This is a genomic window from Microbispora sp. CA-135349, assembly GCF_050947365.1.
Taxonomy (GTDB): domain Bacteria; phylum Actinomycetota; class Actinomycetes; order Streptosporangiales; family Streptosporangiaceae; genus Microbispora.
Map to the genome: position 1 here is coordinate 2,578,174 of NZ_CP192001.1, position 25,822 is coordinate 2,603,995.

The 25,822-nt window shown below is 71.1% G+C and carries 25 protein-coding genes; 15 read left to right on the top strand and 10 right to left on the bottom strand.

Annotation, left to right across the window (positions count from 1 at the left end):
* Window positions 1-316: 316 nt before the first annotated feature.
* The 5 genes from hflX to ACQPZZ_RS12200 all read left to right on the top strand — a co-directional run bounded on the left by hflX (window position 317) and on the right by ACQPZZ_RS12200 (window position 8,308).
* Complete coding sequence (gene hflX / locus ACQPZZ_RS12180; protein WP_432931645.1) at window positions 317-1,729, top strand: GTPase HflX; 1,413 nt, start codon at window positions 317-319, stop codon at window positions 1,727-1,729.
* A gap of 450 nt (window positions 1,730-2,179) precedes the next feature.
* Window positions 2,180-3,388, top strand: a complete 1,209-nt coding sequence (gene hutI / locus ACQPZZ_RS12185; protein ID WP_363646490.1) for an imidazolonepropionase — start codon at window positions 2,180-2,182, stop codon at window positions 3,386-3,388.
* A gap of 147 nt (window positions 3,389-3,535) precedes the next feature.
* Entirely contained in the window at window positions 3,536-4,390 is an 855-nt protein-coding gene (locus ACQPZZ_RS12190; RefSeq protein WP_432931648.1) for a DegV family protein, read from the top strand.
* A gap of 142 nt (window positions 4,391-4,532) precedes the next feature.
* Complete coding sequence (locus ACQPZZ_RS12195) at window positions 4,533-5,603, top strand: helix-hairpin-helix domain-containing protein (protein WP_432931650.1); 1,071 nt, start codon at window positions 4,533-4,535, stop codon at window positions 5,601-5,603.
* Window positions 5,600-8,308: a ComEC/Rec2 family competence protein gene (locus ACQPZZ_RS12200; RefSeq protein ID WP_432931652.1), complete on the top strand. Its 2,709-nt coding sequence runs from the start codon at window positions 5,600-5,602 to the stop codon at window positions 8,306-8,308. The genes ACQPZZ_RS12195 and ACQPZZ_RS12200 overlap by 4 nt, the downstream gene beginning before the upstream one ends.
* A 146-nt stretch (window positions 8,309-8,454) precedes the next feature.
* Here ACQPZZ_RS12200 and ACQPZZ_RS12205 read toward each other — a convergent pair whose 3' ends face one another.
* Window positions 8,455-9,303 (bottom strand): helix-turn-helix domain-containing protein, encoded by an 849-nt coding sequence (locus ACQPZZ_RS12205; protein ID WP_432931654.1) that lies wholly within the window; start codon window positions 9,301-9,303, stop codon window positions 8,455-8,457.
* Window positions 9,304-9,449: 146 nt separating this feature from the next.
* Between ACQPZZ_RS12205 and ACQPZZ_RS12210 the strand changes: the two genes are divergently transcribed.
* From ACQPZZ_RS12210 to holA, 4 genes are all read left to right on the top strand, one after another.
* The gene (locus ACQPZZ_RS12210) at window positions 9,450-9,716 is read left to right on the top strand and encodes an Atu4866 domain-containing protein (protein ID WP_432931656.1); all 267 of its coding nucleotides are present in this window, start codon (window positions 9,450-9,452) and stop codon (window positions 9,714-9,716) included.
* Window positions 9,717-9,814: 98 nt separating this feature from the next.
* On the top strand, window positions 9,815-10,573 hold the full coding sequence (locus ACQPZZ_RS12215) for an SDR family NAD(P)-dependent oxidoreductase (protein WP_432931658.1): 759 nt from the start codon (window positions 9,815-9,817) through the stop codon (window positions 10,571-10,573).
* 106 nt (window positions 10,574-10,679) lie between these two features.
* The gene (locus ACQPZZ_RS12220) at window positions 10,680-11,447 is read left to right on the top strand and encodes an SDR family NAD(P)-dependent oxidoreductase (RefSeq protein ID WP_432931660.1); all 768 of its coding nucleotides are present in this window, start codon (window positions 10,680-10,682) and stop codon (window positions 11,445-11,447) included.
* Window positions 11,448-11,542: 95 nt separating this feature from the next.
* Complete coding sequence (gene holA / locus ACQPZZ_RS12225; protein WP_432931662.1) at window positions 11,543-12,508, top strand: DNA polymerase III subunit delta; 966 nt, start codon at window positions 11,543-11,545, stop codon at window positions 12,506-12,508.
* Between the two features lie 17 nt (window positions 12,509-12,525).
* On the opposite strand, the gene ACQPZZ_RS12230 is transcribed toward holA, so the two are convergent.
* Window positions 12,526-13,023, bottom strand: coding sequence for a MarR family winged helix-turn-helix transcriptional regulator (locus tag ACQPZZ_RS12230; protein ID WP_432931664.1), 498 nt, complete (start codon window positions 13,021-13,023; stop codon window positions 12,526-12,528).
* Between the two features lie 66 nt (window positions 13,024-13,089).
* On the opposite strand from ACQPZZ_RS12230, the gene ACQPZZ_RS12235 reads away from it, so the two are divergent.
* Complete coding sequence (locus tag ACQPZZ_RS12235; RefSeq protein WP_432931666.1) at window positions 13,090-14,295, top strand: MFS transporter; 1,206 nt, start codon at window positions 13,090-13,092, stop codon at window positions 14,293-14,295.
* Between the two features lie 105 nt (window positions 14,296-14,400).
* Here the strand turns inward: ACQPZZ_RS12235 and rpsT are convergent, their stop codons facing one another.
* Both rpsT and ACQPZZ_RS12245 read right to left on the bottom strand, forming a co-directional pair.
* Window positions 14,401-14,673: a 30S ribosomal protein S20 gene (rpsT, locus tag ACQPZZ_RS12240; RefSeq protein WP_363646479.1), complete on the bottom strand. Its 273-nt coding sequence runs from the start codon at window positions 14,671-14,673 to the stop codon at window positions 14,401-14,403.
* Between the two features lie 137 nt (window positions 14,674-14,810).
* Complete coding sequence (locus tag ACQPZZ_RS12245) at window positions 14,811-15,902, bottom strand: hypothetical protein (protein ID WP_432931668.1); 1,092 nt, start codon at window positions 15,900-15,902, stop codon at window positions 14,811-14,813.
* Window positions 15,903-16,033: 131 nt separating this feature from the next.
* On the opposite strand from ACQPZZ_RS12245, the gene lepA reads away from it, so the two are divergent.
* The 3 genes from lepA (at window position 16,034) to ACQPZZ_RS12260 (ending at window position 19,191) form a co-directional block, all read left to right on the top strand.
* Window positions 16,034-17,857, top strand: coding sequence for a translation elongation factor 4 (gene lepA / locus ACQPZZ_RS12250; protein WP_432931670.1), 1,824 nt, complete (start codon window positions 16,034-16,036; stop codon window positions 17,855-17,857).
* Window positions 17,858-17,924: 67 nt separating this feature from the next.
* A complete protein-coding gene (locus ACQPZZ_RS12255) occupies window positions 17,925-18,572 on the top strand; it encodes an MOSC domain-containing protein (RefSeq protein ID WP_432931672.1) in 648 nt (215 codons plus the stop codon).
* A gap of 55 nt (window positions 18,573-18,627) precedes the next feature.
* A complete protein-coding gene (locus ACQPZZ_RS12260) occupies window positions 18,628-19,191 on the top strand; it encodes a hypothetical protein (protein WP_432931674.1) in 564 nt (187 codons plus the stop codon).
* Here the strand turns inward: ACQPZZ_RS12260 and ACQPZZ_RS12265 are convergent, their stop codons facing one another.
* Window positions 19,192-19,782, bottom strand: coding sequence for a TetR/AcrR family transcriptional regulator (locus tag ACQPZZ_RS12265; protein WP_432931676.1), 591 nt, complete (start codon window positions 19,780-19,782; stop codon window positions 19,192-19,194).
* A 61-nt stretch (window positions 19,783-19,843) separates the two neighbouring features.
* On the opposite strand from ACQPZZ_RS12265, the gene ACQPZZ_RS12270 reads away from it, so the two are divergent.
* Window positions 19,844-20,407, top strand: coding sequence for a TIGR03086 family metal-binding protein (locus ACQPZZ_RS12270; RefSeq protein ID WP_432931678.1), 564 nt, complete (start codon window positions 19,844-19,846; stop codon window positions 20,405-20,407).
* A 163-nt stretch (window positions 20,408-20,570) separates the two neighbouring features.
* Here ACQPZZ_RS12270 and ACQPZZ_RS12275 read toward each other — a convergent pair whose 3' ends face one another.
* Window positions 20,571-20,900, bottom strand: coding sequence for a hypothetical protein (locus ACQPZZ_RS12275; RefSeq protein WP_363646472.1), 330 nt, complete (start codon window positions 20,898-20,900; stop codon window positions 20,571-20,573).
* Between the two features lie 238 nt (window positions 20,901-21,138).
* Complete coding sequence (locus ACQPZZ_RS12280; RefSeq protein ID WP_432931680.1) at window positions 21,139-22,287, bottom strand: CDP-diacylglycerol diphosphatase; 1,149 nt, start codon at window positions 22,285-22,287, stop codon at window positions 21,139-21,141.
* A 328-nt stretch (window positions 22,288-22,615) separates the two neighbouring features.
* Between ACQPZZ_RS12280 and hemW the strand changes: the two genes are divergently transcribed.
* A complete protein-coding gene (gene hemW, locus ACQPZZ_RS12285) occupies window positions 22,616-23,836 on the top strand; it encodes a radical SAM family heme chaperone HemW (protein ID WP_432931682.1) in 1,221 nt (406 codons plus the stop codon).
* 5 nt (window positions 23,837-23,841) lie between these two features.
* Here hemW and ACQPZZ_RS12290 read toward each other — a convergent pair whose 3' ends face one another.
* From ACQPZZ_RS12290 to ACQPZZ_RS12300, 3 genes are all read right to left on the bottom strand, one after another.
* Complete coding sequence (locus ACQPZZ_RS12290; RefSeq protein WP_432931684.1) at window positions 23,842-24,252, bottom strand: DUF4870 domain-containing protein; 411 nt, start codon at window positions 24,250-24,252, stop codon at window positions 23,842-23,844.
* Window positions 24,253-24,335: 83 nt separating this feature from the next.
* A complete protein-coding gene (locus ACQPZZ_RS12295) occupies window positions 24,336-25,139 on the bottom strand; it encodes a DUF3097 domain-containing protein (protein WP_432931686.1) in 804 nt (267 codons plus the stop codon).
* Window positions 25,140-25,157: 18 nt separating this feature from the next.
* Window positions 25,158-25,820 carry a hypothetical protein gene (locus tag ACQPZZ_RS12300; protein WP_432931688.1) on the bottom strand — a complete coding sequence of 221 codons (663 nt, stop codon included), beginning with the start codon at window positions 25,818-25,820 and terminating at the stop codon, window positions 25,158-25,160.
* Window positions 25,821-25,822 lie beyond the last annotated feature (2 nt).

Consider the following 25,822-nt stretch of genomic DNA (forward strand, 5'->3'; position numbering starts at 1 on the left):
CGGCCCGGCACGCCGTGGATATCGGCACGAACGGGCGGCGAGCGGTGCCGGCCATGGTCGTTCCGAAACCGGAATGGGCCGGTTCGCTCGACCGGGGCAGGCACCTTCCGGGACCGTCCGCCGGCACCGCAGGCCTGTGCGGGCCGGGCCGCCGTGCCGCGCGACTCCCGGCCCCGAACTGGGCTCATCGGAACCGGGCTCACCAGGATCGGGCACATAAGGGAGTGCGTACGTCCCGGCGGTCGTGTCACCATCGACGAAGGGCGCTCCGGGGCCGGGAAGGCATCGGCGCGTCCGGCTGTTCTGTCTAGTAGAGATGACATATATGCGAAACGAGCCCGAAGACTTCGCCGTGGGCGATTACGAACTGGAAGAGCGCCAGGCGCTCCGCCGCGTTGCGGGTCTGTCGACAGAGCTCGAAGACATCACCGAAGTCGAGTACCGCCAGCTCCGCCTGGAGCGTGTGGTCCTGGTAGGCGTCTGGGCGGGTGGCACCATCCTGGACGCGGAGAACTCGCTGCAGGAGCTGAAGCTCCTGGCGGAGACCGCCGGTTCCCAGGTGCTGGAGGGTCTGATCCAGCGTCGGGACCGGCCCGACCCCGCCACCTACATCGGATCGGGCAAGGCGATCGAGCTGCGCGACATCGTCGCCGCCAGCGGCGCCGACACCGTGATCTGCGACGGCGAGCTGACCCCCGGTCAGCTCCGTCAGCTCGAAGAGGTCGTGAAGGTCAAGGTCATCGACCGGACCGCGCTGATCCTCGACATCTTCGCGCAACACGCCAAGAGCCGTGAGGGCAAGGCGCAGGTCGAGCTGGCACAGCTGCAGTATCTGCTGCCGCGCCTGCGAGGCTGGGGTGGCAACCTGTCGAGGCAGGTCGGCGGCCGCGCCGCGGGCGGCGTCGGCATCGGCGGCCGCGGCCCCGGTGAGACCAAGATCGAGCTGGATCGGCGGCGGATCCGCGAGCGCATGGCCAAGCTGCGGCGGCAGATCAAGGAGATGTCGACCGCCCGGCAGACCATGCGGCACCGCAGGCAGGCCCGCGAGGTGCCGGCCGTGGCGATCGCCGGATACACCAACGCCGGCAAGTCGTCGCTGCTCAACCGGCTGACCGGCGCGGGCGTGCTGGTCGAGGACGCGCTGTTCGCGACCCTCGACCCCACCGTGCGCAAGGCGCGTACGCCCGAGGGCCGCCTGTTCACGCTGGCCGACACGGTCGGCTTCGTACGGCACCTGCCCCACCAGCTCGTCGAGGCGTTCCGCTCGACGCTGGAGGAGGTGGCCGACGCCGATCTGATCCTCCACGTGGTGGACGGGTCGCATCCCGATCCCGAGTCGCAGATCGCGGCGGTCCGCGAGGTGCTGGCCGAGATCGAGGGCGCGCGGGACATCCCGGAGATCGTGGTCGTCAACAAGGCCGACGCCGCCGACCCGGTCGTGCTGACCCGGCTGACGATGAAGGAGCGGCACAGCATGGTCGTTTCCGCCCGCACCGGGACCGGGATCGCCGAGCTGATGTCGATGATCGAGCGCGAGCTGCCCCGCCTCGACCACGAGGTCAGGCTGCTGGTGCCGTACGACAGGGGCGACCTGATCGCGCGGGCGCACGACGAGGGCGAGGTCCTGTCGCTGGAGCACACCGGCGACGGCACCGTCCTGCACGCCCGGGTCTTCGCCGACCTGTACGCGGAGCTGGACCGGGTGGCCAAGCCCGTCGAGACCGTCTGACGCCATTTATCGGCGGGTCACCTTCCGCGTGTCGGTGGCCCGCCAACGGTTGCCCTTGCTACGATAAGGAAAGCCTAATGGGACCTTATGGCGTGGGTAACAACATGACACCAGGCAGTGTGGTCACCCTTTCCAAGGCGTTCGCGGACATGGGATCGGCATCGGCGATCCTGATCTCTCCGCAGCGTGTGAGACGACTGATGCGTTCGATGCGCATGAGATCGACGTGCGTTTCTGTCGCCAACTCTGTACATCCGGCCCACCGGTGAAATACCGTAACTGAACTAAATCGTCCGGGTTCGAGATCCCGGCGGTAGGGTCATCGCACAACATCGGTGCGCGATGAGGCAGGAGACCCCCCATGACGTCCGGACACGCAGCGGACCCGGCGGGCCAGGCGCCCGCAGGCGGGGGCCGTTCGTCGTCCAGGGGTGTTCGGCAGGTGGTCGGATGACCGTTCGCCTTCTCACCAACATCGGCCGGCTGTGGACCGGGCACGACGTCTGCAGCAACGCCGCGATTCTGGTGCACAACGACCGGATCGCATGGGTCGGCCGCGCCGCGGACCTCCCGCAGAGCGTTCCCGGAGTTGTGGACGACATCGTCGACGTCGACCACGTGGAGAACCTCGGCGGCGCTCTCGTCACACCCGGCCTCATCGACGCGCACACCCATCCCGTGTACGCCGGCAACAGGTACGCCGAGATGGCGATGCGATCCGGAGGCTCCAGCGCCTCGGCCATCGCGGCGGCGGGCGGCGGCATCGGATCGACCGTCACCGTGACGCGCGGCACCGACCCCTGGACACTGTGCAACGGGGTCCGCGAACGGCTGCGCGAGTGGCTGCTCAACGGCACCACGACCGTCGAGGCCAAGACCGGCTACCACCTGACCCGCGACGGCGAGCTGGCCGACGTGCGGCTGCTGCGCGAGCTCGAGAAAGAGCCGATGATGCCGCGGGTCCACGTCACGTTCCTGGCCGCCCACGTGGTGCCGCCGGAATACTTCGGCCGCCAGCGCGACTACGTCGAGGCCGTGGCCTCCTGGTGCGCGGACGCCGCCGGCGCCGGGGCCGACAGCGTGGACGTCTACTGCGACGACGGTCATTTCACCGCGGAGGAGGCCCGCTGGGTGCTGGCTTCCGGCCGCAACGTCGGGCTGCTGCCCCGGATCCACGCGGGCGCGTACAACCGGCGCGGCGCCGTCCAGCTCGCGGCCGAGATGGGCTGCGCCTCCGCCGACCTGCTCCACCACGCCTCCGACGAGGACGTCGCCCTGATGGCGAGGTACGGCGTGCCCGCCGTCGTCTGCCCGGGCGCGGCCCTGCAGGTGGGCCACCTCCCGCCGGTGCGGCGGATGCTGGCCCAGGGCGTCCCGGTGGCGCTCGGCAGCGACCACAACCCCGGCCACTGCGGTATCACCTCGATGTCCCTGGTCATCAGCCTCGCGGTGGCGGCGTTCGGGATGAGCGTCGGAGACGCCCTGCGGGCCGCCACGCTGGGCGGCGCCCAGGTCCTCGGTGCCCCCGACCGCGGCATCCTCGCGCCCGGCCGCCTCGCCGACATCGTGCAGTGGGACGCCGACCACGAGGGCGCGTTCGCCTGGTCGTTCGGCCTCAAGCCGCGTCGCGTGTGGCGGGGTGGAGTCCCCGTTCAGTGACGCCCCCGCCCGGCCGGGGCCCTCGCGCCGAGACCGCCGGAGGCCGGCCGCGGCCGGCCTCGGCGCGCGCCGGCGTCTCCACCGGCGCCGCGTCATCTGAGTTCATGACCAGGTTGCCAGGCGATCAGCCCTGGGTAATCTCGCGATATGTCACCGTCTGTCGCTGTCGTCACTGATTCCACGGCGTACCTCGGCGCCGAGGCGACCGGTAGGTGGGACGTCACCGTCGTACCGGTTCAGGTGGTCCTGGGGGATGGCGAAGTCGACGACGTGACCCCCTTCGACGCGAACCTGCTCGCACACGCTCTCAAGGACCGCTCGCCGATCGTCACCTCGCGCCCGCCCCCCGAGCGTTTCGCGGACGTCTACCGGCGGGCCGCCGCGAACGGCTTTTCCGAGGTCGTCTCCATCCACCTGTCCGGCGCGCTGTCGGGCACCGCCGACTCCGCTCGTCTCGCCGCGCGTGACGCCCCCGTGCCGGTGGAGGTCGTCGACAGCGGGTCGATCGCGATGGGGCTCGGCTTCGCGGTGCTGGCCGCCGCGCGGGCGGCCGTCGCGGGAGCCCCCGCCGCCGAGGTGGCCGCCGTGGCCCGGCGGCGGGCCGCTGCCACGAGCACGTTCTTCTACGTGGAGACGCTCGACTATCTGCGGCACGGCGGGCGGATCGGCCGGGTGACCAACCTCCTGGGGTCGGCGCTGTCGATCAAACCGCTGTTGCGTATGGCCGACGGCGAGATCGGCGTGCTGGAGAAGGTCCGCACCGCGAGCCGTGCTCTGTCCCGCCTGGAGGATCTGGCCGTGGAGACGGCCGGGGACCGGCCGGTCGACGTGGCCGTGCAGCACCTCATGGCGGCCGAACGGGCCGAGGCGCTCACCAAGGGGCTGACCGCACGGCTGCCCAGGCTCGTACGGATGTGGGTGGCCGAGATCGGCCCCGTCCTCGGCGCGCACGTCGGCCCCGGGATGCTCGGCGTCACCGTCGCCCCCGCCGCGGTGGACTGAGCCCGTCGACGCCGCGGTGCGTTCGCCGCCGTCGGCACATTCCCTCGCACCGGCGGTGAATCCGCCGCGGCGGTTCGCGGGTTGTCCACAGAATTCCGCTCGGGACCGGGCGGGGGCATGGCGTGTGCCTACCGTCCTTGGCGTGCGAAGCAAGGAGTCTCGCGGGGCCGCACGCGGCGTCGCCGCCGGCGAGTCCCGCCTGCGCGGGCTGTTGCGTCCGCTCGATCCGGTTCCCCCGTCCGCCCGCCTGCGGTCGGCGCCGTCCCCGCCAGGGCCGCCGCCGTCCTTCGGCGCTCCTCACCCCGTCCGTACGGAGACCCGTCCGCCGGGCCGTCCGCCTGAGGAGGCTGAGGACGGCCCTTGCCGTGAGGACCTTTCCGGCCTGCCCGAGGAGGTCGCGCATCGGTGGGAAGGATGTGCGGACGGGCCCGAGGTCGCCACGCGTGACCTGCGAACGCTCGGACGGACGGCTCTCGGCCGCGCCCTGCCACGGCTCGATCCCGGCATGCCCGGGCTACGGGTGCTGGTGGCCGCCGGGTTGCTCGCGGCGGTCGTCACCGGGATCCTCGTCTGGCGGTCGAGGCCGGTGGCCGAGCCGATCGCCCCGCCGCTCCCGGCCGCCGCCGTTCGCGACCTCGGCCCTGCCTCCGCCCCCGCCGCCGGCCCCGCAGTGGTGCAGAGTGCGGCCTCGCCTGCGACGCCGGCACCTGAAGGCGGCGCCGGGCCGGGCGCCAGAGCCTACGTCCCGGGCATCGCGGCCCCATCCGGCGCATCGGCTCAGGTCGTGGTGTACGTGACGGGCAAGGTCCGCGACCCGGGGGTGTTCGTTCTCGCGCCGGGCTCACGGGTCGCCGACGCGATCGAGGCCGCGGGCGGCCTTCGGAAGGGCGCGAAACCGGGCGGAATCAACCTGGCCCGGCGCGTGGTGGACGGTGAACAGATCGTCGCCGGAAGCCCGGCGCCGCCCGGCGCGGGCCCTGCTCCGGGTCCTGCAGGCGTGGGGCCGGGAGGCCCGGAGGCCGGAGTGGTGAACCTCAACACCGCCACCGCCGAGCAACTCGACGCGCTGCCCGGGATCGGCGGTGTGATCGCGCAACGGATCGTCGACTACCGGACCTCTCGCGGAGGTTTCCAGAGCGTGGACCAGCTGAAAAACGTTCCGGGCATCGGAGAAAGGAAGTTCGCCGAGATGCGCGACAGGATCTCCGTGTGACCGCCGTCGGCCGCCCCCACGACCTCCCCGAGGGCCGCGACGAGCCGGGGCAGGACGAGCAGGGACGTGATGGATCGGGCCGAGATCAGCCTGGAGTCGGCAGGACGGTCTCCGGTCCGGCGGCGCTGGCCACTCCGGCGTTGGCCTCCTGGCTCACGGCACTCGTGCTGCTCGGCTGCCCCGCCGTCGCCGGAGCCGCCGTGGCACTGGCCGCGGCTGTCGCGGGCGCCGTCACCTGGGCCGTGGCGCGGCGCCCCAACGACATGGCGGACCCCGCCCAGGCTCCGGTGGGAGAGTACGGCCGGGGTGGCGCCGCCGAGGCAGGCGTGCGCGTCGGCGGGCGATTCGCCGGCCCGACGGGGGCGCCGGGCGCCGCCGTCAGGATCGCGCTGGCGGCGCTCGCGTCCGTGACCGTCACGGCCTCGGTGACGGCGTTCACGGTTCACGGGGTGACCACCGGGCCGGTGCCGGAACTGGCCCGCCGGGACGCCACGGTGACCGCAGAGGCCGAGATCACCGACGATCCGCGTATCCGGCCGCACCAGGGCGGGGTGTCCCGGCGGGAGACGGCGGTCGTCCGGGCCCGGATGCTCGTGGTGACAACCGCCCGGGAGCGGTACGTCGTGGATGTGCCCGTCGTGCTGCTGGGTCCCGCCGACGGGTGGCGTTCGCTGCTGCCGAGCCAGCGGGTCCGGGTGCGCGGGCGGCTGAGCCCGGCCGAGCCGGGTGAGCCGGTCGCGGCCGTGATGCTCGTCCGGGGGCCGCCCGAGCCGATCGGCGCGCCCTCCGCCGTGCAGCGTGCGGCCGGAGTGCTGCGCGCGGGGCTGCGCGAGGCGAGCGGCGTGCTGCCGGACGACCAGCGCGGTCTGTTGCCCGGCCTGGTCGTCGGCGACGTGTCGCGCCTCGACGAGGAGGTCCGGCTCGACCTGGCGACGGCGGGGCTCGGCCACCTCACCGCCGTTTCCGGCACCAACCTGGCGATCGTGGCGGGCGCCGTGCTGGTGCTCGGGCGCTTCGCCGGCCTGCCACTGGCCCTCCGGGCCGTGGTCGCGGTCGTCGCGATGATCGCGTTCTCGATCGTGGCGAGGCCGTCGCCGAGCGTGTTGCGAGCCCTCGTCATGGGAACCGTCGCCGCCGTGGCACTTGGCACCGGCCGCACCCGCGACGGCGTGGCCGCCCTGTCGGCGACCGTGCTGGGACTGGTCGTGTTCGATCCCGGGCTGTCCCGGCAGTGGGGCTTCGCGCTGTCGGTGTTCGCGACCGGCGGCATCCTGGTCCTCGCGCCCCGGTGGCGTGACCGGCTGACGGCGCGCCGGGTGCCCCGCCTGCTCGCCGAGGCCCTGGCCGTGGCCGCCGCGGCGCAGACGGCCGTCACGCCCCTGCTGGTGCTGATGTCCGGGCGCCTCGACCTGGCCGCGATCCCGGCCAACCTGCTCGCCGAGCCCGCGGTGGCGCCCGCGACGGTGCTCGGGTTCTGCGCCGCCGTGATCGCGCCGGTGAGCATGGACCTGGCCCGGCTGCTGGTGCGCCCCGCCGGGTGGGCCGTGGGCTGGATCATCGCGGTGGCCCAGCGGGCGGCGGACCTTCCGTTCGCCTCGGCCGAGTGGCTCGGGGGCGTGCCGGGAGTCGCCGTGCTCGCGGTGGCGGCCGTCGCGGGATGGCTCGTCCTGCGGGGCCGTGCACGCAGGCGCCTGGTCGCGGCGCTCGCCGCGGGAGCGTTGCTCGCCGCCCTCGTGGCCATGCCGGTGGTGTCGCCCTGGCCGCCGCCGGGATGGCTGCTGGTCGTCTGCGACGTCGGCCAGGGGGACGCCCTGGTGCTGGCGGCAGGTCCCGGCCGGGCGGTGGTGGTCGACGCCGGGCCGCAGCCGGGCCCCGCCGACCGGTGCCTGCGCGCTCTCGGAGTGCGACAGGTGCCGCTCGTGGTCCTCACCCACCCCCACCTCGACCACGTCGGCGGGCTGCCCGGTGTGCTGCGCCGCCGCGCGGTGGGGGCGGTGGTCGTGAGCCCGGGCCGCGTGCCGGAGGGCGAGGCCGGTCGCGTCTCCGCGCAGCTCAGGACGGCCCGAATCCCGGAATGGCAGGCGGTTCCAGGGATGCGGTGGCGATTCGGGCCGAGCGAGATCACCGTGCTCGCCCCCGAGCCCGGTGTGGCGCCGCAGGGCACCGGCGAGGGGGCGACGGCCAACAACGCCAGCGTCGTGCTGCTGGTCCGCTGGTCCGGCCCGCCCACGGCACCACGCGACCCGCCGCCCGCAGCGCACGGCGTAGCCGCAGTGCAGGGCGCAGCCGCAGTGCGGGGCGCAGCGGCAGTGCCCGCAGTGCCTCGGGTGTCCGGAGCGCCCGGAGCGCCTGCCGGTCCCGGCGCACTACCAGCGTCGGGACCGATTCTGGGGGCGGCCCTGCTCGCCGGGGACCTGGAGACGGAGGCGCAGGAGGCCCTGGTGCGGTGCGGCCTGCCTCGGGTCGACGTGCTGAAAGTGCCCCATCACGGGTCGTCCCGGCAGGCGCCGGCCTTCCTCGCCGCCACGGGCGCGCGGGCCGCCCTCATCAGCGTCGGCGCGGTCAACGACTACGGGCATCCCGCCCCGCTGACGCTGCGGCGCCTGCGCTGGCTCGGCATGCGGCCCTACCGTACCGACCTGTCGGGGGACATCGCCGTCGTCGCCGCCCATAACGGTCTCGCCGTGGTCGTACGGGGCAAGTGAGCGGGTGGAGTCGTGCGCGAAGATCACGAGCAGAGCGGGTGTTTTCCGCACCCAGCGCGGGCACGTGCGTCCGCTCGGCAGCGGCCTGTTCGCACCGAATACCGGGGCGGCGGACTCTGGCCGTGGAAGTGCTCCTGACCTGCCGATCAACGGTGCGGACGTGGTTCGGCCCGGCGCCGGGTGGCGTGGATGGAGCCGAGGAGATCGAGGGCCTGGGCGCTGACGCTGCCTGGCTCGGCATGGTAGATCACAAGCTGCTGGCCGGGGGCGTCGCGTACGTCGAAAGCCTGGTAGGTGAGCGTGAGGGGTCCAACGTCGGGGTGGAGGAAGTGCTTGGCGTCCTGGGTCTTGCCGCGCACGGTGTGAGCGTTCCATAGGCGGGCGAAGTCCACACTGTGCTCGGTGAGGGTGCGGACGAGTTCGCGTAGCCGAGGGTTGTCCAGATCGAAGCCCGCTGCCTGGCGCAGATTGGCGACGGTGGCCTGGGCCGCTCGGTCCCAGTCTGTGTAGAAGCCTCGGCCCGCGGGGTCGAGGAAGGTCATGCGGGCCAGGTTGTCCGCCGGCTCGAACGGGGTGTAGAGGGCGTCGGCAAGGGAGTTGGTGGCGAGGATGTCCAGGGTTCGGCTCATGACGAATGCCGGAGTGCTGGGGTAGCCGTCCATCAACTGGCGCAGCGCCGGGCTGACCCGGTCGGCGACGTGGGCGGAGGGCCAATCGCCCGGCGTCGTCCCGGTCAGCAGGTACAGGTGCGCTCGGGCATCTGCGTCGAGGCGCAGCGCGCGGCTGAGGGCGTCGAGCACCTGGGGTGAGGGGTTGCGCTCGCGCCCTTGTTCCAGGCGGGTGTAGTAGTCGGCGTTCACTCCGGCCAGGACGGCGACCTCCTCACGGCGCAGCCCGGGGACTCTGCGGGCCCCGTAGCTCGCCATCCCGACGTCCTCCGGCTGCAGCCCGGCGCGGCGGGCGCGCAGGAAGTCCCCCAGATGGTTGCTGTCCATGTGCTCAGGCTATGCGGCGGCTTCGCCGTGCTGCCTGGGTGCGCCGCACCCAGGCGGCACACGTCCTGGTTGATGCCTCCCGACCTGCGCAGACTCGGTGGAGCGAGCCAGGACCGCGTGGAGTGAGCAAAGGAAAGGAGCCCGCCATGTCCCAGATCGCCGATGACGGCAACGTCGACGTGATCGGAATGTGGGTGACAGCGGACGGTTACATCCGCCAGGAGTTGCTGCCGGACGGCCGCTACGACGAGGCCCGCGGCGAGCGGCGCAGCGCGTACACCGGCCGGTACACGGTGACCGGCAGCCACCTCGACTACGTCGACGACACCGGGTTCACCGCGACGGGTGACATCCGGGACGGGGTCCTCTATCACGAGCACCTCGTGCTGTACCGGGAGGAGAGGCCGTCATGACCGAGGTCGCCGGCGGCTTCACCGGCATCTGACCGGCGCCCGCAACGCCACAAGACCCGACCCAGCGATCGGCACAACGAGACACAGGGGGATTTCCCATGACAGGGCAACGACTCGCCGGCAAGGTCGCGCTGATCACCGGCGCGACCGGCGGCATCGGCACGGCGACCGCCGAACTCTTCGCCGACGAAGGCGCCCGGCTGGTGATCACCGATGTCGCCGAAGGGCCCCTGCGCGACCTGGCCCACCGGATCGAGGCGCGTGGCGCGGAGGTCGTTGCCGCCCGCCTCGACGTCTCCTCCGCGTGGGAGTGGGACAACGTGATCGGCGTCGTGCGCGACCGGTTCGGCATGCTGAACGTGCTGGTGAACCTCGCCGGCATCGTGGACTGGCCGGGCATCGAGGACACGCGGGAGGACGCCTGGGACCGCGTCATCGACGTGAACCAGAAAGGCACCTGGCTCGGTATGAAGGCGGCGATGGCGCTCCTGCGCGCGAGTGGCAACGCGTCTGTGATCAACACGTCATCGGTGCTCGGGCTCGTGGGAAGCGGCGCCGCCGCGGCCTACCAGGCGTCCAAGGGCGCGGTGCGTCTGTTGAGCAAGACCGCCGCGGTCGAGTACGCGCGGCAGGGAGTGCGGGTCAACTCCGTGCATCCCGGGGTCATCGCGACGCCGATGATCCAGGATCTCCTGGACGAGCAGGGTGATCAACAACCGGACATCCAGCGCACCCCGATGCGCCGGGCCGGCCGTGCCGACGAGATCGCACCCGCTTTCCTCTTTCTCGCCTGCGACGACTCCTCGTTCGTCACCGGCTCGGAGCTCGTGGTCGACGGCGGGCTCACCGCTTACTGAGCAGCGGACGCAGGACGGCGCGCAGAAAAGTCTGTAGCCGCGTCATCGCGAGGCGATTCAGGCGCCTCGCAACCGGCGTCTGACCTCATCACCCAAGGAGTGGACAATGACACCCGCGAATCCGTCCGTCGAGACCGCCGAGTTCGCTGGAAAGGTCGCCCTCGTCACCGGGGCCGCGCGCGGCGTGGGCAAGGAGACCGTCCGGCTGCTGCACCACCGTGGCGCACAGATCGTCGCCGTCGATCAACGCCCCGGGGTGAAGGAGCTGCCCACCGAGTTTCCGGGCGTGCACCCCCTTGTCGGCGATGTCACCGATGAGGCGACCGCCCACCTCGCGGTGCGGGAGGCCGTCGATGTCTTCGGCGGTCTCGACATCCTGGTCAACAACGCCGGCCGCACCCTCAACAAGCCGATCACAGAGACGACGGCGCAGGACTGGGACGCCGTGATGGCGGTCAACGCCCGAGGTTCTTTCTTCTTCGCCCGCGAGGCGTTCCGTGCGATGCGGAGCCTTGGTGGCGGAGCCATCGTGAGCACGGGTTCCTACGTCTGCACGATCGCGCTGCCCGAGGGCGCCGCCTATAGCGCGTCCAAGGGGGCACTGGCCCAGTTGACCAAGGTTCTCGCCGTCGAGGGCGGGCCCTTGGGCATCCGGGCGAACATCGTGGCCGCGGGCGTCATCGAGACGGACTTCCTCGACACCTTCCGCTCCGACAGTCGTGCGTACCTGGCGTCCTTCGCCGGCGCCCAGCCGCTCGGCCGGGTGGCCAAGCCGGAAGAGATCGCCGAGGTGCTCTGCTTCCTCGCATCGCCGCGTTCGAGCTTCGTCACGGGCGCCGTGGTCGCGGCGGACGGCGGGTTCACCGCGATTTGAGCGGCAGACCCGTACACCCGCAACACGGCAGCGGCAGGGCGGACAGCGGGCGTGCGGATGTGCCGTGGCCGTCTGGGCGTGGCATGCTGCCTGACATGGCGAATCCAGCACCCGTGACCCTGGTCGTCGGCGACGAGGAGTTCCTGGCCGATCGCGCCGTCGGCTCCGTAGTGGCGGCGGTACGCGCCGAGGACCCGGGCGCGGAGCTGCGCGATCTTCAGGGGAGCAAGGTGGAGCCGGGGGAGCTCACCGGGCTCGCCTCCCCCTCGTTGTTCGGTGATCGGTCGGTCATCGTGATCCGCGGGGCACAGGACCTCTCGAAGGACGTCATCGCCGAGATCGTGAAATACACCGCCCATCCGGCCGACGACACGGTGCTGGTGCTGGCCCACCCCGGCGGGGTCAAGGGGAAGGCCCTGGTGGACGGTGTGAAGAAGGCAGGCGCCGACGTCGTCACCGTGACCAAGCTCACCAAGGCGGGAGAGCGGCTCGACTTCATCAAGGCCGAGGTGCGCAGGGAGGGCCGTTCGATCTCGCCCGCCGCCGCCCAGGCGCTGCTCGACGCCGTGGGCAGCGACCTGCGCGAACTGGCGGCCGCCTGCAACCAGCTCGCCTTCGACACCGAGGGCAAGAACATCGACGAGGCGGCGGTCGCGAAGTACTACCGGGGACGCGCCGAGGTCAGCGGCTTCACGATCGCCGACCTGGCGATCGAAGGCCGGCTGGGGGAGGCGCTGGAACAGGTCCGGTGGGCGATCGCCACGGGCGTGGCGCCGGTGCTGATCGTCAGCGCGCTGGCGGGGGGCCTGCGCTCCCTCGCCAAGGTGGGCGGGGCGCCCCGCAACCTGCGCGGCGGCCAGCTCGCGAGCCATGTGGGCATGCCGCCCTGGAAGATCGACCGGGTGAAGCGCCAGCTGGCCGGCTGGGGACCGGAGGGGATTTCGATCGCCCTGCAGGCCGTGGCCACCGCCGACGAGCAGGTCAAGGGCGGCGGCACCGACCCGGCGTACGCACTGGAGAAGGCCGTCCACACGATCGTCACCAGCCGCGGCACCCGCTGAGCGCTGCCGCCGCCGGCTCAGGCGAGGCCGGGGTTCTCCACACGAAGCAGCATCCGCTTGAGCAGCGCGGCGAGGACGTCCTGGTCGTCCGGCCCCAGCACTCCCACCATCGCGTCCTCGACCTCGCCGCGCAGGTCCATCGCCTTGAGCCAGATCGCGCGGCCCTCGCTCGTCAGCTCCACGTCCACCCGGCGGCGGTCCTCCGCGCTGCGGATGCGCCGGACGAGCCCCGCCTTCTCCAGGGTGTCGAGACGGCCCGTCATGCCGGCGGGAGAGACCTTCAACTCGGCGGCGAGCTCTGACGGGGTGGCCCGGCCGCCTTCCCCGCGGGCACCGAGCCGATGAAGCGTCTCGTACTCGAAGTCCTGCAGGCCCACCGCGGCCAGCGCGGTGTCCTTCGCCTGGGCCAGGTGCTTCACCAGCAACTGCATGCGCGTGACGATCGCCTCCACGCGTTCGTCGAACGGCGCCCTGCCGCGCCACCGCGCGATGTGCCGGTCCACCGAGTCGTCCACGGAACAATCATACGCCGGATGAAAATACGTTGACGAAAGATTCGCTGACGAAATACCTTCCCTCGCATGATTGCACGTCTGGTCGCCGGGCGGACGGTCGCGGCGCTCGCCACCGCCCTGATCCCCACCGGGCTCACCCTCGCCGTCATCAGGGTGACCGGCTCCGCCCTCGACCTCGGCGTCGTCCTCGCCGCCGAGATGCTGCCCATGCTCCTGCTGCTCCCGGTCGGCGGAGTGCTCGCGGACCGCTTCCCGCCGCGGCGGGTGATCCTCGTGGCCGACCTGGTCCGCTGCGCCGCTCAGGTGGCGCTCGGGTCGCTGCTCCTCCTCGGGCACCCCGGTATCACTGTGATGGCGGTGCTCGCGGCGCTCACCGGAGCCGCTGTGGCCTTCGGCGTCCCCGCGGTGTCACCGTTGGTCACCGGGGTGGTCCCGGCCGGACGCCGGCTGCGGGTGAACGCCGTCATCGGAGTGGCCGGGGGGCTCGCCCAGATCGCGGGCCCGGCGCTCGCCGGAGGTCTGACGCTGTGGCTCGGGCCGGGCTGGTCCTTCCTGCTGACCGGGGTCCTGTTCGCCGGCTCCGCGGTCACGCTGGGCGGCCTGATCACGGCTCCCCGTCCGGTGACCCGCCGCGATCACTTCCTGAACGACCTGGGGGAAGGATGGCGGGAGGCGAGGCGGCACCGCTGGTTCCTGATCAGCGTGGCCGGGCACGGCGTCTGGCACCTGGGGGCGGGCGTCCTGCTGACCCTCGGCCCGGTCATCGCCGTACGCGAGCTGGGCGGGGAGGGCGTCTGGGTGGTCGTCGCGCAGGCGGGAACGGTGGCGACGGTGCTCGGCGTCTTCATGGCTCCCAGGCTGCCGATCCGGCGGCCGCTCGCCGTGGCGGCGGTCGGGGCGGCGACCTACGCGTGCCCGCTCGTCGCCTTCGCGTTCCCCACGGCGTTCCCCGCGCCGGCCGTGGTCGTCACCGCGGCCTACGTCGTCGCCATGCTGGGCGTGGGGATGCTGATGCCGTTGTGGGAGACGGTCGTGCAACAGCGTGTGGAGCCCCAGGCCCTCGGCCGGGTGGACTCGTTCGACGCGCTCATCTCCTTCGCGGCCCGGCCCCTCGGGCTCGCCGCGGCCGCGCCGCTCGCCGCCTGGGCCGGGTCCGCGGCACCTCTGCTCACGGCGGCGGTGCTGGTGGCCGCGGTCAACCTGGCCGTGCTCGCCCTGCCCGAGGTCCGGCGGCGCACGACGGAGGAGGCGCAGCCGCCCGTGCCCGCCTGACACCCGGCGGCGGGTACGCGAAAAGCCGCGGGTACGCGAAGAGCGGCGGGTACGCGAAAACGCCGCATCCCCCGCGAGGGGAGATGCGGCGTGCGCTTGGTGGAACTACTTGGCGGCCTGCAGGGCGGCGGCGCGCTGGGCGATCGCCGACTTCCGGTTGGCGGCCTGGTTCTTGTGAATGACGCCCTTGCTGACGGCCTTGTCGAGCTGCCGGGACGCGGCCTTGAGCGCGACGAGGGCCTCGTCGACGTTGCCCTGGTCGGCGGCCTCGCGGAACTTGCGGACCGCGGTCTTCAGGGACGACTTGACGGCCTTGTTACGCAGCCGGTGCTTCTCGTTCTGCCGGTTGCGCTTGATCTGGGACTTGATGTTCGCCACGAAGAAAGCCTCAGTGTTAAGTCTAGGTCGGATGGGGCGCGCGGGCTCGTGAGAGGGCGCGCCACACGCAGTTGGACAGGATACCAACAGCCCGGGTCACCGCTCAAATCACGACGACAGGGCCGCCCCCGCTCATGCTATCGCGGCGCGGCCGCCGAGGTCCGCACATCGGACCGCCCGCCCGAGGACTTCACGCCTGAGGACTTCACGCTCCCTGCGGCGCCGCCGCGCACCCAGGCCCGGTCGTATTCCCTCCAGTCCTCCTCGGTGGCCGCGAAGTCGACGTACAGGGCCAGACCGAACTCGGTGCGGGGCCCGTGCTCGCTGATCGCGAGCCGCGCGCCCTCTGCGGCGGCCTCGACGCTCTCGGCGTAGTCGAGGTAGGCGATGCCGTGATCGTGGTAGGCCGGAGCCCCGATGAGGAGGGTCTTGTCCTCGGGCACGAGGTCCAGGGCGAGCGAGGTCTGCCGCGCGACGTAGCCGCCGTACAGGGACTGCAGGGGCGTCCCGGAGTCGTACGTCATGATCGCGACCTGGTCCGTGAGGCCGGCGACCTGGCGGAAGTAGTCCGGCGTCCAGTATTTGTCGTGGCCGATCGCCAGGGCGGTGGGGGCGCGCATGCCGATCAGCGGTTCGATCTGCTGGGTGGCGACCGACAGGAGCCGGGTGCCGATGGCCGCCCGTGTCTCCCGCAGCACGCCGAGGAACGGCCCGTCCCCGTCGTCGACCGGTTCGAAGTCGTAGTGGATTCCGTCGAACCCGAGGGTGACCAGATCACGGGCGCCCGCCACGACGCGGGCCCGCGTCGCCGGGTCGGCCAGGCTCAGATGAGGCTTGCCGTTGTCGTTCACCGTCTGGCCGAGCCAGGCCGACACCCGGACGCCGGGCACGTTCTTCCGCCACCATTTCAGGAAATTTCCGGCATTGGCATAGCGATCGGGCGGTAACGTCCCGTCGTACTTGAACGGCCCGCTGTGGACGTACACGTCCCTGATCCCGCCCGCGCGAAGCCGTACGGCGAGGGCGCGCACGTCGGCCTCGGTGCGGCGGCCGTCCACCCAGGCGTGGCCCATCCACAGGGCGTCGTGGCCGGTGGTCCTGGCCCACCCGGCGGGCGTTCCGGCGTACTGCAGGCGCAACGCGGCCGCGGCTGCGAGGCCGAGCGCGAGCGGTATGGCGACGACGGCGGCGACTACTCGCAGGACACGTCTGGTGGTCAAGGCAAGCATCCGGACATGCCACCATGGAGGGTGGCTGGTTCGCCAGCCTCGAAAGGGCCCGCCGAGCGAGACGAGGGCGGCCCGATCGACCAGCAGTCACTCGAAACCTGTATGACCACACCTTGTCGAAACGGACCCCGGTGCGCACTCAGCCTGGCCAGACCGACCCCGCGTTGATCCGCAACTTCTGCATCATCGCGCACATCGACCATGGCAAGTCGACCCTCGCCGACCGCATGCTGCAGATCACCGGCGTGGTGGACGACAGGTCGATGCGTGCGCAGTACCTCGACCGCATGGACATCGAGCGGGAGCGGGGCATCACCATCAAGTCGCAGGCCGTGCGGCTTCCGTGGAACGGCCACGTCCTCAACATGATCGACACGCCGGGCCACGTGGACTTCACCTATGAGGTGTCCCGGTCGCTCGAGGCGTGCGAGGGCGCGATCCTGCTCGTGGACGCCGCCCAGGGCATCGAGGCGCAGACGCTGGCCAACCTCTACCTGGCCATGAACGCCGACCTCCACATCATCCCGGTGCTCAACAAGATCGACCTGCCCGCCGCGCAGCCCGACAAGTACGCCGAGGAGATCGCGGGCCTGATCGGCTGCGACCCCGGCGACGTGATGCGCGTGTCCGGCAAGACCGGCGTGGGTGTCAAGGAGCTGCTCGACCATGTCGTGGAGCACATCCCGGCGCCCGTCGGCAAGGCCGACGTCCCCGCCCGGGCGCTGATCTTCGACTCGGTGTACGACACCTACCGGGGCGTCGTGACGTACGTCAGGGTGGTCGACGGACACCTGTCCAAGCGCGAGCGCGTGCTGATGATGTCCACCGGTGCCCAGCACGAGCTGCTGGAGATCGGCGTCATCTCGCCGGAGCCCATGCCGTCCGACAAGGGGCTCGGCGTCGGCGAGGTGGGTTACCTGATCACCGGGGTGAAGGACGTGCGCCAGTCGCGGGTCGGTGACACGGTCACCAACGCGGCCAAGCCCGCCGCGGAGGCGCTGGGCGGCTACGAGCACCCCAAGCCGATGGTCTACTCGGGGCTCTATCCGATCGACGGCGACGACTACCCCGAGCTGCGCGAGGCCCTCGACAAGCTCCGTCTGAACGACGCCGCTCTCGTTTACGAGCCGGAGACCTCGGCCGCGCTCGGCTTCGGCTTCCGCTGCGGCTTCCTCGGGCTGCTGCACATGGAGATCGTGCGGGAGCGGCTGGAGCGCGAGTTCAACCTGTCGCTGATCTCGACGTCTCCCAACGTCATCTACCGGGTGATCATGGAGGACGGCAACGAGCACGTCGTCACCAACCCCTCGGAGTTCCCGGCCGGCAAGATCGGCGAGATCTACGAGCCGGTGGTGAAGGCCACGGTGCTCGCGCCGGCCGAGTTCATCGGAGCGATCATGGAGCTGTGCCAGGGCCGCCGCGGCCAGCTCCAGGGCATGGACTACCTGTCGGAGGACCGGGTCGAGATCCGCTACACGCTTCCGCTCGGCGAGATCATCTTCGACTTCTTCGACCAGCTCAAGTCGAAGACCCGGGGGTACGCCTCGCTCGACTACGAGCCGTCGGGCGAGCAGGCGGCCGACCTGGTCAAGGTGGACATCCTGCTGCAGGGCGAGACCGTCGACGCGTTCAGCGCCATCGTCCACCGCGACAAGGCGTACGCCTACGGGGTGGAGATGGCCAAGAAGCTCAAGGAGCTCATCCCGAGGCAGCAGTTCGAGGTGCCCATCCAGGCCGCCATCGGCGCCCGCGTCATCGCCCGGGAGAACATCCGCGCCATCCGCAAGGACGTCCTCGCCAAGTGCTACGGCGGTGACATCAGCCGTAAGCGCAAGCTGCTGGAGAAGCAGAAGGAAGGCAAGAAGCGGATGAAGATGGTCGGCCGGGTGGAGGTCCCCCAGGAGGCCTTCGTCGCCGCCCTGTCGTCCGAGGCGCCGGACAAGAACAAGAAGTAGCTCCGTCCGGATTGAACGGAACTTAATAGGATCGCCGGGAAAAATGACCATCCGTTAACGTTTGGGCATGCGCATCCTCTCTGTGAACGTGGGCCGGGCCGTGGACGCCGAGTGGGCCGGCAACCTGCGGCGCACGGCGATCGACAAGCGGAAGGCCGGCGGCCGGATCGCCGTACGCGAGAACGGCCTGGCGGGCGACGAGCGCGCCGACGTCGCCAACCACGGCCACCCTGACCAGGCGGTGTACGCCTACGCGCGGGAGGACTACGACTGGTGGGAGCCCCGCATGGGCCGCGACCTGCGCGACGGCCAGTTCGGGGAGAACCTCACAACCTCCGGGGCCGATGTGACCGGCGCGGTCCTCGGGGAGCGGTGGCGGGTCGGCACGGCCGTCCTGGAGGTCACCGCCCCTCGCGTCCCCTGCGTCGTGTTCCGCAACTGGCTGGACGAGCGCGGCTGGGTCAAGCGCTTCACCGAGGCGAACCGCACCGGGGCGTACTTCCGGGTGATCGAGCAGGGCGAGCTCGGCGCGGGCGACGAGATCGAGGTGCTCGACCGGCCCTCGGACGGCGTGACGATCGCCGAGTCGTTCCTGGCTTACCACGGCGACCGCAACCTGCTGCTGCGGATCCTCGCCCTGCCCGGCCACAGCGACAAGTGGGACCGGGTCGCCGAGCGCGTGCTCGGAAGCCGGACCGACGCGGTCGCAAGCTGATCACGAAATGCCCGCGGCCCTCGGTCCCGGCCGCGGAGCGATCTACCGTGGCCGCATGAGACGCCTCGCGGGCCTGCTCGTGGTCGGATCGATCGCCTTCGGGGCGACCGGCTGCACGGTTCCCACCAACGGGATCACCGGTCTCAGCGTGGACCGGGCCGGGCACCTCGTCATCGTCCTGGCCTGGTGCGGGCGGCAGCCGGACGGCGTGACCATCTATCACGAGCGGTACCCGGAAGACCCCACCCCGGCGACGTACGACCCCGATGGGACGGAGCCGGCCGATCCGTCCATCGTCGACGCCTCCTATCTGGCTCCCCGGGTGGCGGGTGAGACGGCGTCCTTCCGGCTCGACGCTCCCGGCGACGGCTGGCGGGCCGATCGGGAATTGCCGTCGCTCGATCCCACCGTCACCTACTGGGCATACGGCTGGACGAACGACAACAGCTATTCGACGTCACACGCCGAGTTTCAGCCCGGCGACGCGGACAAGCTCAGGCGCGAGCCGGGCACGGTGCTCGTCAAGGAGTACGACGACAGGAAGGGAAAACTCGTCGACGCGCTGATCCCGCGGGCCGAGTTCGACCGCAGAGGACAGACGGAGGAGTGCCCTTCCTGATCAGGCGAACCGGGCGAGGAGCCGGTCCAGCATCCGCTGCCTGGCGGGCCAGGGGAAGGCCGGGACGCCGACGCTGAGCACGGCGTAGCCGTGCAGGGCCACCCACAACGCGGTGGCGTCCAGTTCCGGGGAGCCGTCACCGCCGGCCTCGGCGACGGCGGTGACGAGCCGGCCGAACGCCTGCACGCCTGAGAGATCCTCCATCGTCCGGGTCTTCGCCGGGCCGCTCCGGCGCCGCTCGAAGGCCACCCGGTAGCGGTGGGGCCGCTCCTCGGCGAAGGCGAGATAGGCCACGCACAGGGCGCGCAATCGGGCCGCCGGATCGTCCACGCCCTCGACGGCGGCGGCCAGCGCGGCGTCGAGTTCGGCGAACGCCCGTGCGACGACGGCGTCCACGACGGCGTCCCGGTCCGCGAAGTGCGCGTAGATCGACGGCGCGGCTATCCCGGCCTGCCGCGCAACCCCGCGCAGGGTGATCGCGTCCTCGCTGCCGGTCTCCTCCAGCAGGGCGGTCGCCGCCGTGACGATCTCCTCCCGGAGACGGCCCCCCTCTCCTCGCCTGTTGCGCGCCCGCTGTCCCTCGATGCTCATGTTTACATATGTTAGCTTATGGTCGTAAGTTAACTGGCGTTAGTTTATGGAAGGGTAGGACATGAGCGACATCATCGGGCAGATCGACCGCGCCATCGCCATGACGGCGGGCATCGTGAAGGGCATCGGAAGCCACCAATGGGACGCGGCCACGCCGTGTTCGGGGTGGGACGTGCGCGCCGTGCTCAACCACACCGTGGGCGGCATGCGCATCTTCGCCGCGGAGCTCACCGGCGCCGACGCAGGAGCCGATCACGAGGCCGACTGGCTCGGCGACGACCCGCAGGCGGCCTTCGCCGCCGCCGCGGACGCCGACCGGGATGCGTGGCACAGAGAAGGAGCGCTCGGCCGCACGGTGCGCATCTCGCTCGGCGCGCTGCCCGGGCCGATGGCCGCGATGATCCACTTCACCGAGATCCTCGTCCACGGCGTCGACCTCGCCGTCGCCACCGGCCAGGAGGACCGGGTGGACGAGCGGCTCTGCGAGGAACTGCTGGCGGTGATGCACGGCATGGGCGGCATCGACGACTACCGGCTGCCCGGTGTCTTCGGCCCCGAGGTCGCCGCGCCCGCCGAGGCGCCCGCGCACCGGCGACTGCTCGCCTACCTCGGCCGCACGCCGTGACCACCCTGGCTGCCCGTCGGCCCGGTTCCCTCCAGGTCGCCGGAGCCCGCCTTGGCCTTGATCGGATTACGTGTCATCTCGGGGATCCCGGCCCCCCAGCCCCGATGTGGGGGCACGTGGCGCGTCAGGGACCTTCGGCGGGAAGCCCCGCGCACCGGGCGCATCAGAGCAGAGGGAGGTTCACCCGGCGCCCTGAGCCGAACTCGCCGGCCTCATCATCAGTGACCATGGCGAACGCGCCGTGGGGCACCCCGTCCAGGGCCGCTGCACGCGAAGCGACGCTCAAGAGCGTGTCTTCATCCGCACCGGTGATGAAGAAGACGTACACATCGCCGAACTCCTCGCTGTCGTCGAAGACCTCCGCCTGCCCTTGCTCCTCTATCCCGAACAGAAACTCGTCGATTTCGTCGATCCAAGGGAAGGCGTAGGCGGTCTCCGGAAGAGACTCACTGTCATGCAGCGGAACGTGGATCTCCACAACCAGGTTGGCCATGAGCCAATGGTGCCGCAATGATCAAAGGGCCGCTTTCGCTGCCCACGGGTGCGCCCGGCCGCTTGGCGGTCCGGTGGGTCGCGCAGGCGGCCCGGAGGGCGTGTATCCGCCCCTCCGTGACTGGCCGCCGAGGCCCGACGAGCGCAGCTCCTGACGCTCTGCGGACTTCTGTCTCCGCCGTGGACCGGCCGCGCATCCGATGGCGGCAGGGCTGGATCGCCGGGCGAGCGGTGACGGCTCAAGGATGCATGAGAAGCAACGGGTCGCAGGTGTCGGTTCCGACCAGATGAGGGTTGTTCGGGTCCCGCACACTCTTGTCGCTGTTGACGATGTAATAGCCTCCGGCGGGCCGAGGTATCACGATCAGCGTTTGGTACTGCATGAGCGCCTGGGCCTTGGCGGTGGTTCCCCCATGCCCGAGAGCGTGCTTCAGCATGGTCCTGAGCATGGCGAAGAGATTGTCGTGGTGGAATCCCGGCCAGATGAGCACTCGGTAGGTGTGCGGGATGATCCCGAGCTTCTCGCTGAAGCCTCGGACCGACACGCGCGAGTCCGCCCATTTCGCCACGGTTCTGGCGGCCAGGTTGTCCTGGGCGGCGAGGTCGTGCCAGGACTCCCACCGCGCCCTTGCCATATGGATGTGCAGCTGGTTGAAACCTCTGGCCTGCTTCGAGTTGATGCCCAATCCCACCGGCGTGGGCACCACGGTGGGAGGCTGGGTGGCATAGTAGTCTGCGGCACTCCAATAATTCGGTGCACTGCTGCCGCAGATCCAGGAACACTCGATCCCGCTGATCCGCTGAGTGGGAACGAGAATATAGTTGATGTACTTCTTCTTGCTCTTGGTGCCGCCCATCACCACGTAGTCGGCATGGTTCTGCCGGCAGGTGTTTTTGCTGTGACACTTCTGGCTGAGCCGCCAGAGGGAGTCCGAATCGGTGGTCTTGCCGCACTCCTTGGGATCAGGCCCTTTGGCGAGTTGCAATGAAGGCGCGGCCAGCGCGTGCTCGGCATCGGAAAGTATGCCTATGCTCGCGAGCACGCCGGTGCCCGCCAGGCTGGAGAACTGGATGAACCGGCGTCGCGTGAGCTCGCTCGCCTCGTCGTTCGCCCGGTCGCTGTCGCACATGGTTACCCCCGATAAACCTGCGTCTGAAGCCGCTTGTGGCGATCCGTGCATGCACTGCGGCTCCGGCCGTGTCCGAGACCGGAAACGCTCGCGGGCCGAGGGTTCGAGCAGCGTGTTCGCGACGCCCTTGCCCATGAATTGAAGATCGACGCATTCGGCCGGGTTGATCCCCTCGCGATCGGCGAATAAAAGCGACTCGCAGCCTTGAGTTTCCGCGGGAGAGATCGGAACACTTCCCCCGGGCGCTGGGGGAATCACCGAGTGTTCCACTCCGCGGCGTGCACGGCGACTGGCCTCAAGGGGGCGATGATTTGTCATGGCGTTGTGCGGCGGCCACGTGGGCGCGCATTAGAATAATCCGGCACGACATATCGCGCGATATGGGGCGAGTGTGACAAAGGTGGATAGCGTCACTCTGCTCCACTCGGCCGCGCGAAAGCGGGTACATCGCCGGTGGAAGGATCCCCAGGGGCCGTGCGTCCTGGTGGCGGGCTTGCTCGTGACGAATCCGCCTGAATCGCCGCGACCGTAGACCCGATGATCAGGGCGTCGATGGCAGGGCGCGAGTGACGGCAGACTGGAGAGCGTGCCTTCAGTGCTTCCCGACGGAGATCCCGTCCCCGCGAGCGGCGAGCTGCCGTCCGGAGCCCTCGACGGGCTCGGTTCCCGTCCGTTCGGCTTCTACGTCCACGTGCCGTTCTGCGCGACGCGCTGCGGCTACTGCGACTTCAACACCTACACGTCCGCGGAGCTCGGCCCCGGCGCCGCGCAGCGTGACTACGCCGCGACCGCGGTCGAGGAAATACGGCTGGCCCGGCGCGTGCTGGGAGACGCCGCGCCGCCCGTGGAGACCGTCTTCTTCGGCGGCGGCACGCCGACCCTGCTGCCCGCCGCCGACCTCGTACGGATCCTCGACGCCATCGGCGAGGAGTTCGGCCTGCGGCCGGACGCCGAGGTGACGACCGAGGCCAATCCCGAGTCCGTCGACCCGGCCTATCTCAAGGAACTGCGGGCGGGCGGGTTCACCCGGGTGAGCTTCGGCATGCAGAGCGCGGGCGAGCACGTCCTCGCCGTCCTCGACCGGCGGCACACCCCCGGCCGGCCCGCCGAGGCCGTACGCGAGGCTCGCGCGGCCGGGTTCGAGCACGTCAACCTCGACCTCATCTACGGCACGCCGGGGGAGAGCGACGACGACTGGCGGGCCAGCCTGGAGGCCGCGCTGGCGGCCGGGCCCGACCACGTCTCGGCGTACTCCCTGATCGTCGAGGACGGCACCCGGCTCGCCGCCCGGATCAGGCGTGGCGAGCTGCCGATGCCGGACGACGACGTGGCGGCCGACCGCTACCTGATCGCCGAGGAGCTGCTGACCGCCGCCGGCCTGAGCTGGTACGAGATCTCCAACTGGGCGGCGGGCGACGAGGCGCGCTGCCGCCACAACCTGCTCTACTGGACCGGCGGTGACTGGTGGGGGGCCGGACCGGGGGCGCACAGCCATGTCGGCGGCACCCGCTGGTGGAACGTCAAGCACCCCGCGGCGTACGCCGCCCGCCTGGCGGCCGGGACATCGCCCGCGCACGCCAGGGAGGTGCTGGCGGCGGAGGACAGGGCCGTCGAACGGATCATGCTGGAGCTGCGCCTCGCCTCGGGATTCCCGCTCGCCGGCCTCGCCCCCCAGGCGCGTACGGCCTGCGCGCGGGCGCTGGCTGACGGGCTGCTCGAAGTGGAGGCCTTCAAGGCGGGCCTGGCCGTGCTCACGCTGCGCGGCAGGCTGCTCGCCGACGCCGTCGTCCGCGACCTGACCCCGTAGGACGGTCAGAAGACGGCCGCGGTGAGGGGATACCGGAAACTCCTCCCGCTCCGGGCGGCGATCGCCCCGACGGCGCCCATCACGAGGCCGTACACCCAGACGATCAGGAACACCACGAAGATGCCGAGCAGGGAGCCGACGAACAGCGTCAGCCAGTTCACGATCAAGCAGATGATCACCATGGACAGGGTGAGCCAGAAGTTCAGCGCCTGCGCCGCCTGGTGGCGCACGTAGGGGGACCGGCGCCCGCGGGTGTAGTAGACCAGCAGTATCCCGACCATGCCCAGCGGCCACGAGACCAGGTTGGCCAGCCCGAACAGGTGTGCCCGCGACGCCACCCTCGCGTCGTCGCTGCCCTGCCTCGGGCCGGGCCGGGAGACGTACGGCTGACCGGGGATCTCGCTCCGCTCGCTCATGATCGTCTCTCATGCTCGGGTCGATTCGAGGCCGGACGGCGTCCGGCCCGTCGTGCGAGGTCAGAACGGCAGGACGGGGGCCTTCACGAAGCCGTCACGAAGTCGATGAGCTCCTCCACCCGGCCGAGCAGCTCGGGCTCCAGGTCGGCGTAGGTCGTCACCCGGCCGAGGATGTGCCGCCACGCCTCCTGGGGGTCCATCCGCCAGCCGAGCGCCGCGATCACGCCTTCCTTCCAGGGCACGCCGCGCGGCACGTCCGGCCAGGCCGGGATGTCGAGCACCCGGGGCTTCACGGCCTGCCAGATGTCCACGAACGGATGCCCGACCACGAGCACCTCGTCACCGGAGACCCGGGCGGCGATGCGGCTCTCCTTGGAACCGGGCACCAGGTGGTCCACGAGCACGCCGAGCCGCCTGCCCGGCCCGGGGGCGAACTCCTCGACGATCGCGGGGAGGTCGTCGACGCCCTCCAGGAACTCGACGACGACCCCCTCCACCCGCAGGTCGTGCCCCCAGATCTTCTCGACCAGCGAGGCGTCGTGCACGCCCTCGACGTAGATGCGGCTCTCCCTGGCGACCTGCGCACGCAGGCCCTCGACCGCGATCGATCCCGAGGCGCTCCGCAGCGGCCCCTTCGGGCCGGCCTGGGGGCGCACCAGCGTGACCGGTTCGCCGTCGAGGAGGAACCCGGCGGGGGTCAGCGGGAACACCCGCCGCCGGCCGAACCGGTCCTCCAGCGTCACGGCCTCCTTGTCGCAGGCCACCACGGCGCCGCAGAAGCGGCCCTCGGCGTCCTCGACCACGAGGTCGGGCTCGGCCGGAATCTCGGGGATCCGCCCCCGCCGTGGCCGCCGCCAGTCTCCGGAAAGTACGTCCCGCCCGTACATGCGGGGAACGCTAGCAAATCACGCCATGCGGCGGCGGGCTCCGGAACGGCGCACCAGCACGACGATCGTCACGATCACCGCGGCCAGGAAGCCGACGACGGGCAGCGCCAGCAGCGCGAGCGCACCGCCCACCAGTTTGCCGATGTCGCCGGTGAGCTGCTTGCCGACGCCGAACCTCACCCCGTCGCCGTCGCAGGCGACCTGGTAGGTGCCCGCCTGCGGGACGTCGGCCTCGAACAGCAGCTCCCAGGTGGTGCCGTTCAGCGCGACCGTCTGGGAGGCGGCCGGCCGGGTCAGCCGTAGCCGCGGGTCGGTGCCGTCGCCGAGCCGGCAGCTGACGTCGGTGGGCTGGTCGACCGCCGCGTAGATGGCGGGCTTGTCCGCGGGGTCGAGCGCGACGCTCACCGACTCCCCGCCGGAGAAGGTCGTGGTGGGCGCGATGTCGCCGATCGTGGAGAACAGGCCGCCGGCGAAACCCCCCACCCCCGCCACCAGCAGGACGAGGAAGAGCGCCCAGGAGAGAAAGACCCACAGCAGGCGGGGCCGGATGGGCCGGGAGCCGCCGTACGGCGGGGGAACGGGGTGCGGCATCCGCAGGGTCGCGCCGGGCGGCGCGGCGGGCGCGGGGCGGGGGACCCGCATGGTGACGTCGGCCGGAGTGGGGTTCTGATTCTCGTACATGA

Excerpts from the sequence above, each read along its gene's own strand:
- hflX (WP_432931645.1), top strand. The coding sequence starts at position 317 with ATGACATATATGCGAAACGAGCCCGAAGACTTCGCCGTGGGCGATTAC.
- hutI (WP_363646490.1), top strand. The coding sequence starts at position 2,180 with ATGACCGTTCGCCTTCTCACCAACATCGGCCGGCTGTGGACCGGGCAC.
- ACQPZZ_RS12190 (WP_432931648.1), top strand. The coding sequence starts at position 3,536 with ATGTCACCGTCTGTCGCTGTCGTCACTGATTCCACGGCGTACCTCGGC.
- ACQPZZ_RS12205 (WP_432931654.1), bottom strand. The coding sequence starts at position 9,303 with ATGGACAGCAACCATCTGGGGGACTTCCTGCGCGCCCGCCGCGCCGGG.
- ACQPZZ_RS12210 (WP_432931656.1), top strand. The coding sequence starts at position 9,450 with ATGTCCCAGATCGCCGATGACGGCAACGTCGACGTGATCGGAATGTGG.
- ACQPZZ_RS12215 (WP_432931658.1), top strand. The coding sequence starts at position 9,815 with ATGACAGGGCAACGACTCGCCGGCAAGGTCGCGCTGATCACCGGCGCG.
- ACQPZZ_RS12220 (WP_432931660.1), top strand. The coding sequence starts at position 10,680 with ATGACACCCGCGAATCCGTCCGTCGAGACCGCCGAGTTCGCTGGAAAG.
- holA (WP_432931662.1), top strand. The coding sequence starts at position 11,543 with ATGGCGAATCCAGCACCCGTGACCCTGGTCGTCGGCGACGAGGAGTTC.
- ACQPZZ_RS12235 (WP_432931666.1), top strand. The coding sequence starts at position 13,090 with ATGATTGCACGTCTGGTCGCCGGGCGGACGGTCGCGGCGCTCGCCACC.
- ACQPZZ_RS12245 (WP_432931668.1), bottom strand. The coding sequence starts at position 15,902 with ATGCTTGCCTTGACCACCAGACGTGTCCTGCGAGTAGTCGCCGCCGTC.
- ACQPZZ_RS12255 (WP_432931672.1), top strand. The coding sequence starts at position 17,925 with ATGCGCATCCTCTCTGTGAACGTGGGCCGGGCCGTGGACGCCGAGTGG.
- ACQPZZ_RS12260 (WP_432931674.1), top strand. The coding sequence starts at position 18,628 with ATGAGACGCCTCGCGGGCCTGCTCGTGGTCGGATCGATCGCCTTCGGG.
- ACQPZZ_RS12265 (WP_432931676.1), bottom strand. The coding sequence starts at position 19,782 with ATGAGCATCGAGGGACAGCGGGCGCGCAACAGGCGAGGAGAGGGGGGC.
- ACQPZZ_RS12270 (WP_432931678.1), top strand. The coding sequence starts at position 19,844 with ATGAGCGACATCATCGGGCAGATCGACCGCGCCATCGCCATGACGGCG.
- ACQPZZ_RS12275 (WP_363646472.1), bottom strand. The coding sequence starts at position 20,900 with ATGGCCAACCTGGTTGTGGAGATCCACGTTCCGCTGCATGACAGTGAG.
- ACQPZZ_RS12290 (WP_432931684.1), bottom strand. The coding sequence starts at position 24,252 with ATGAGCGAGCGGAGCGAGATCCCCGGTCAGCCGTACGTCTCCCGGCCC.
- ACQPZZ_RS12295 (WP_432931686.1), bottom strand. The coding sequence starts at position 25,139 with ATGTACGGGCGGGACGTACTTTCCGGAGACTGGCGGCGGCCACGGCGG.
- ACQPZZ_RS12300 (WP_432931688.1), bottom strand. The coding sequence starts at position 25,820 with ATGTACGAGAATCAGAACCCCACTCCGGCCGACGTCACCATGCGGGTC.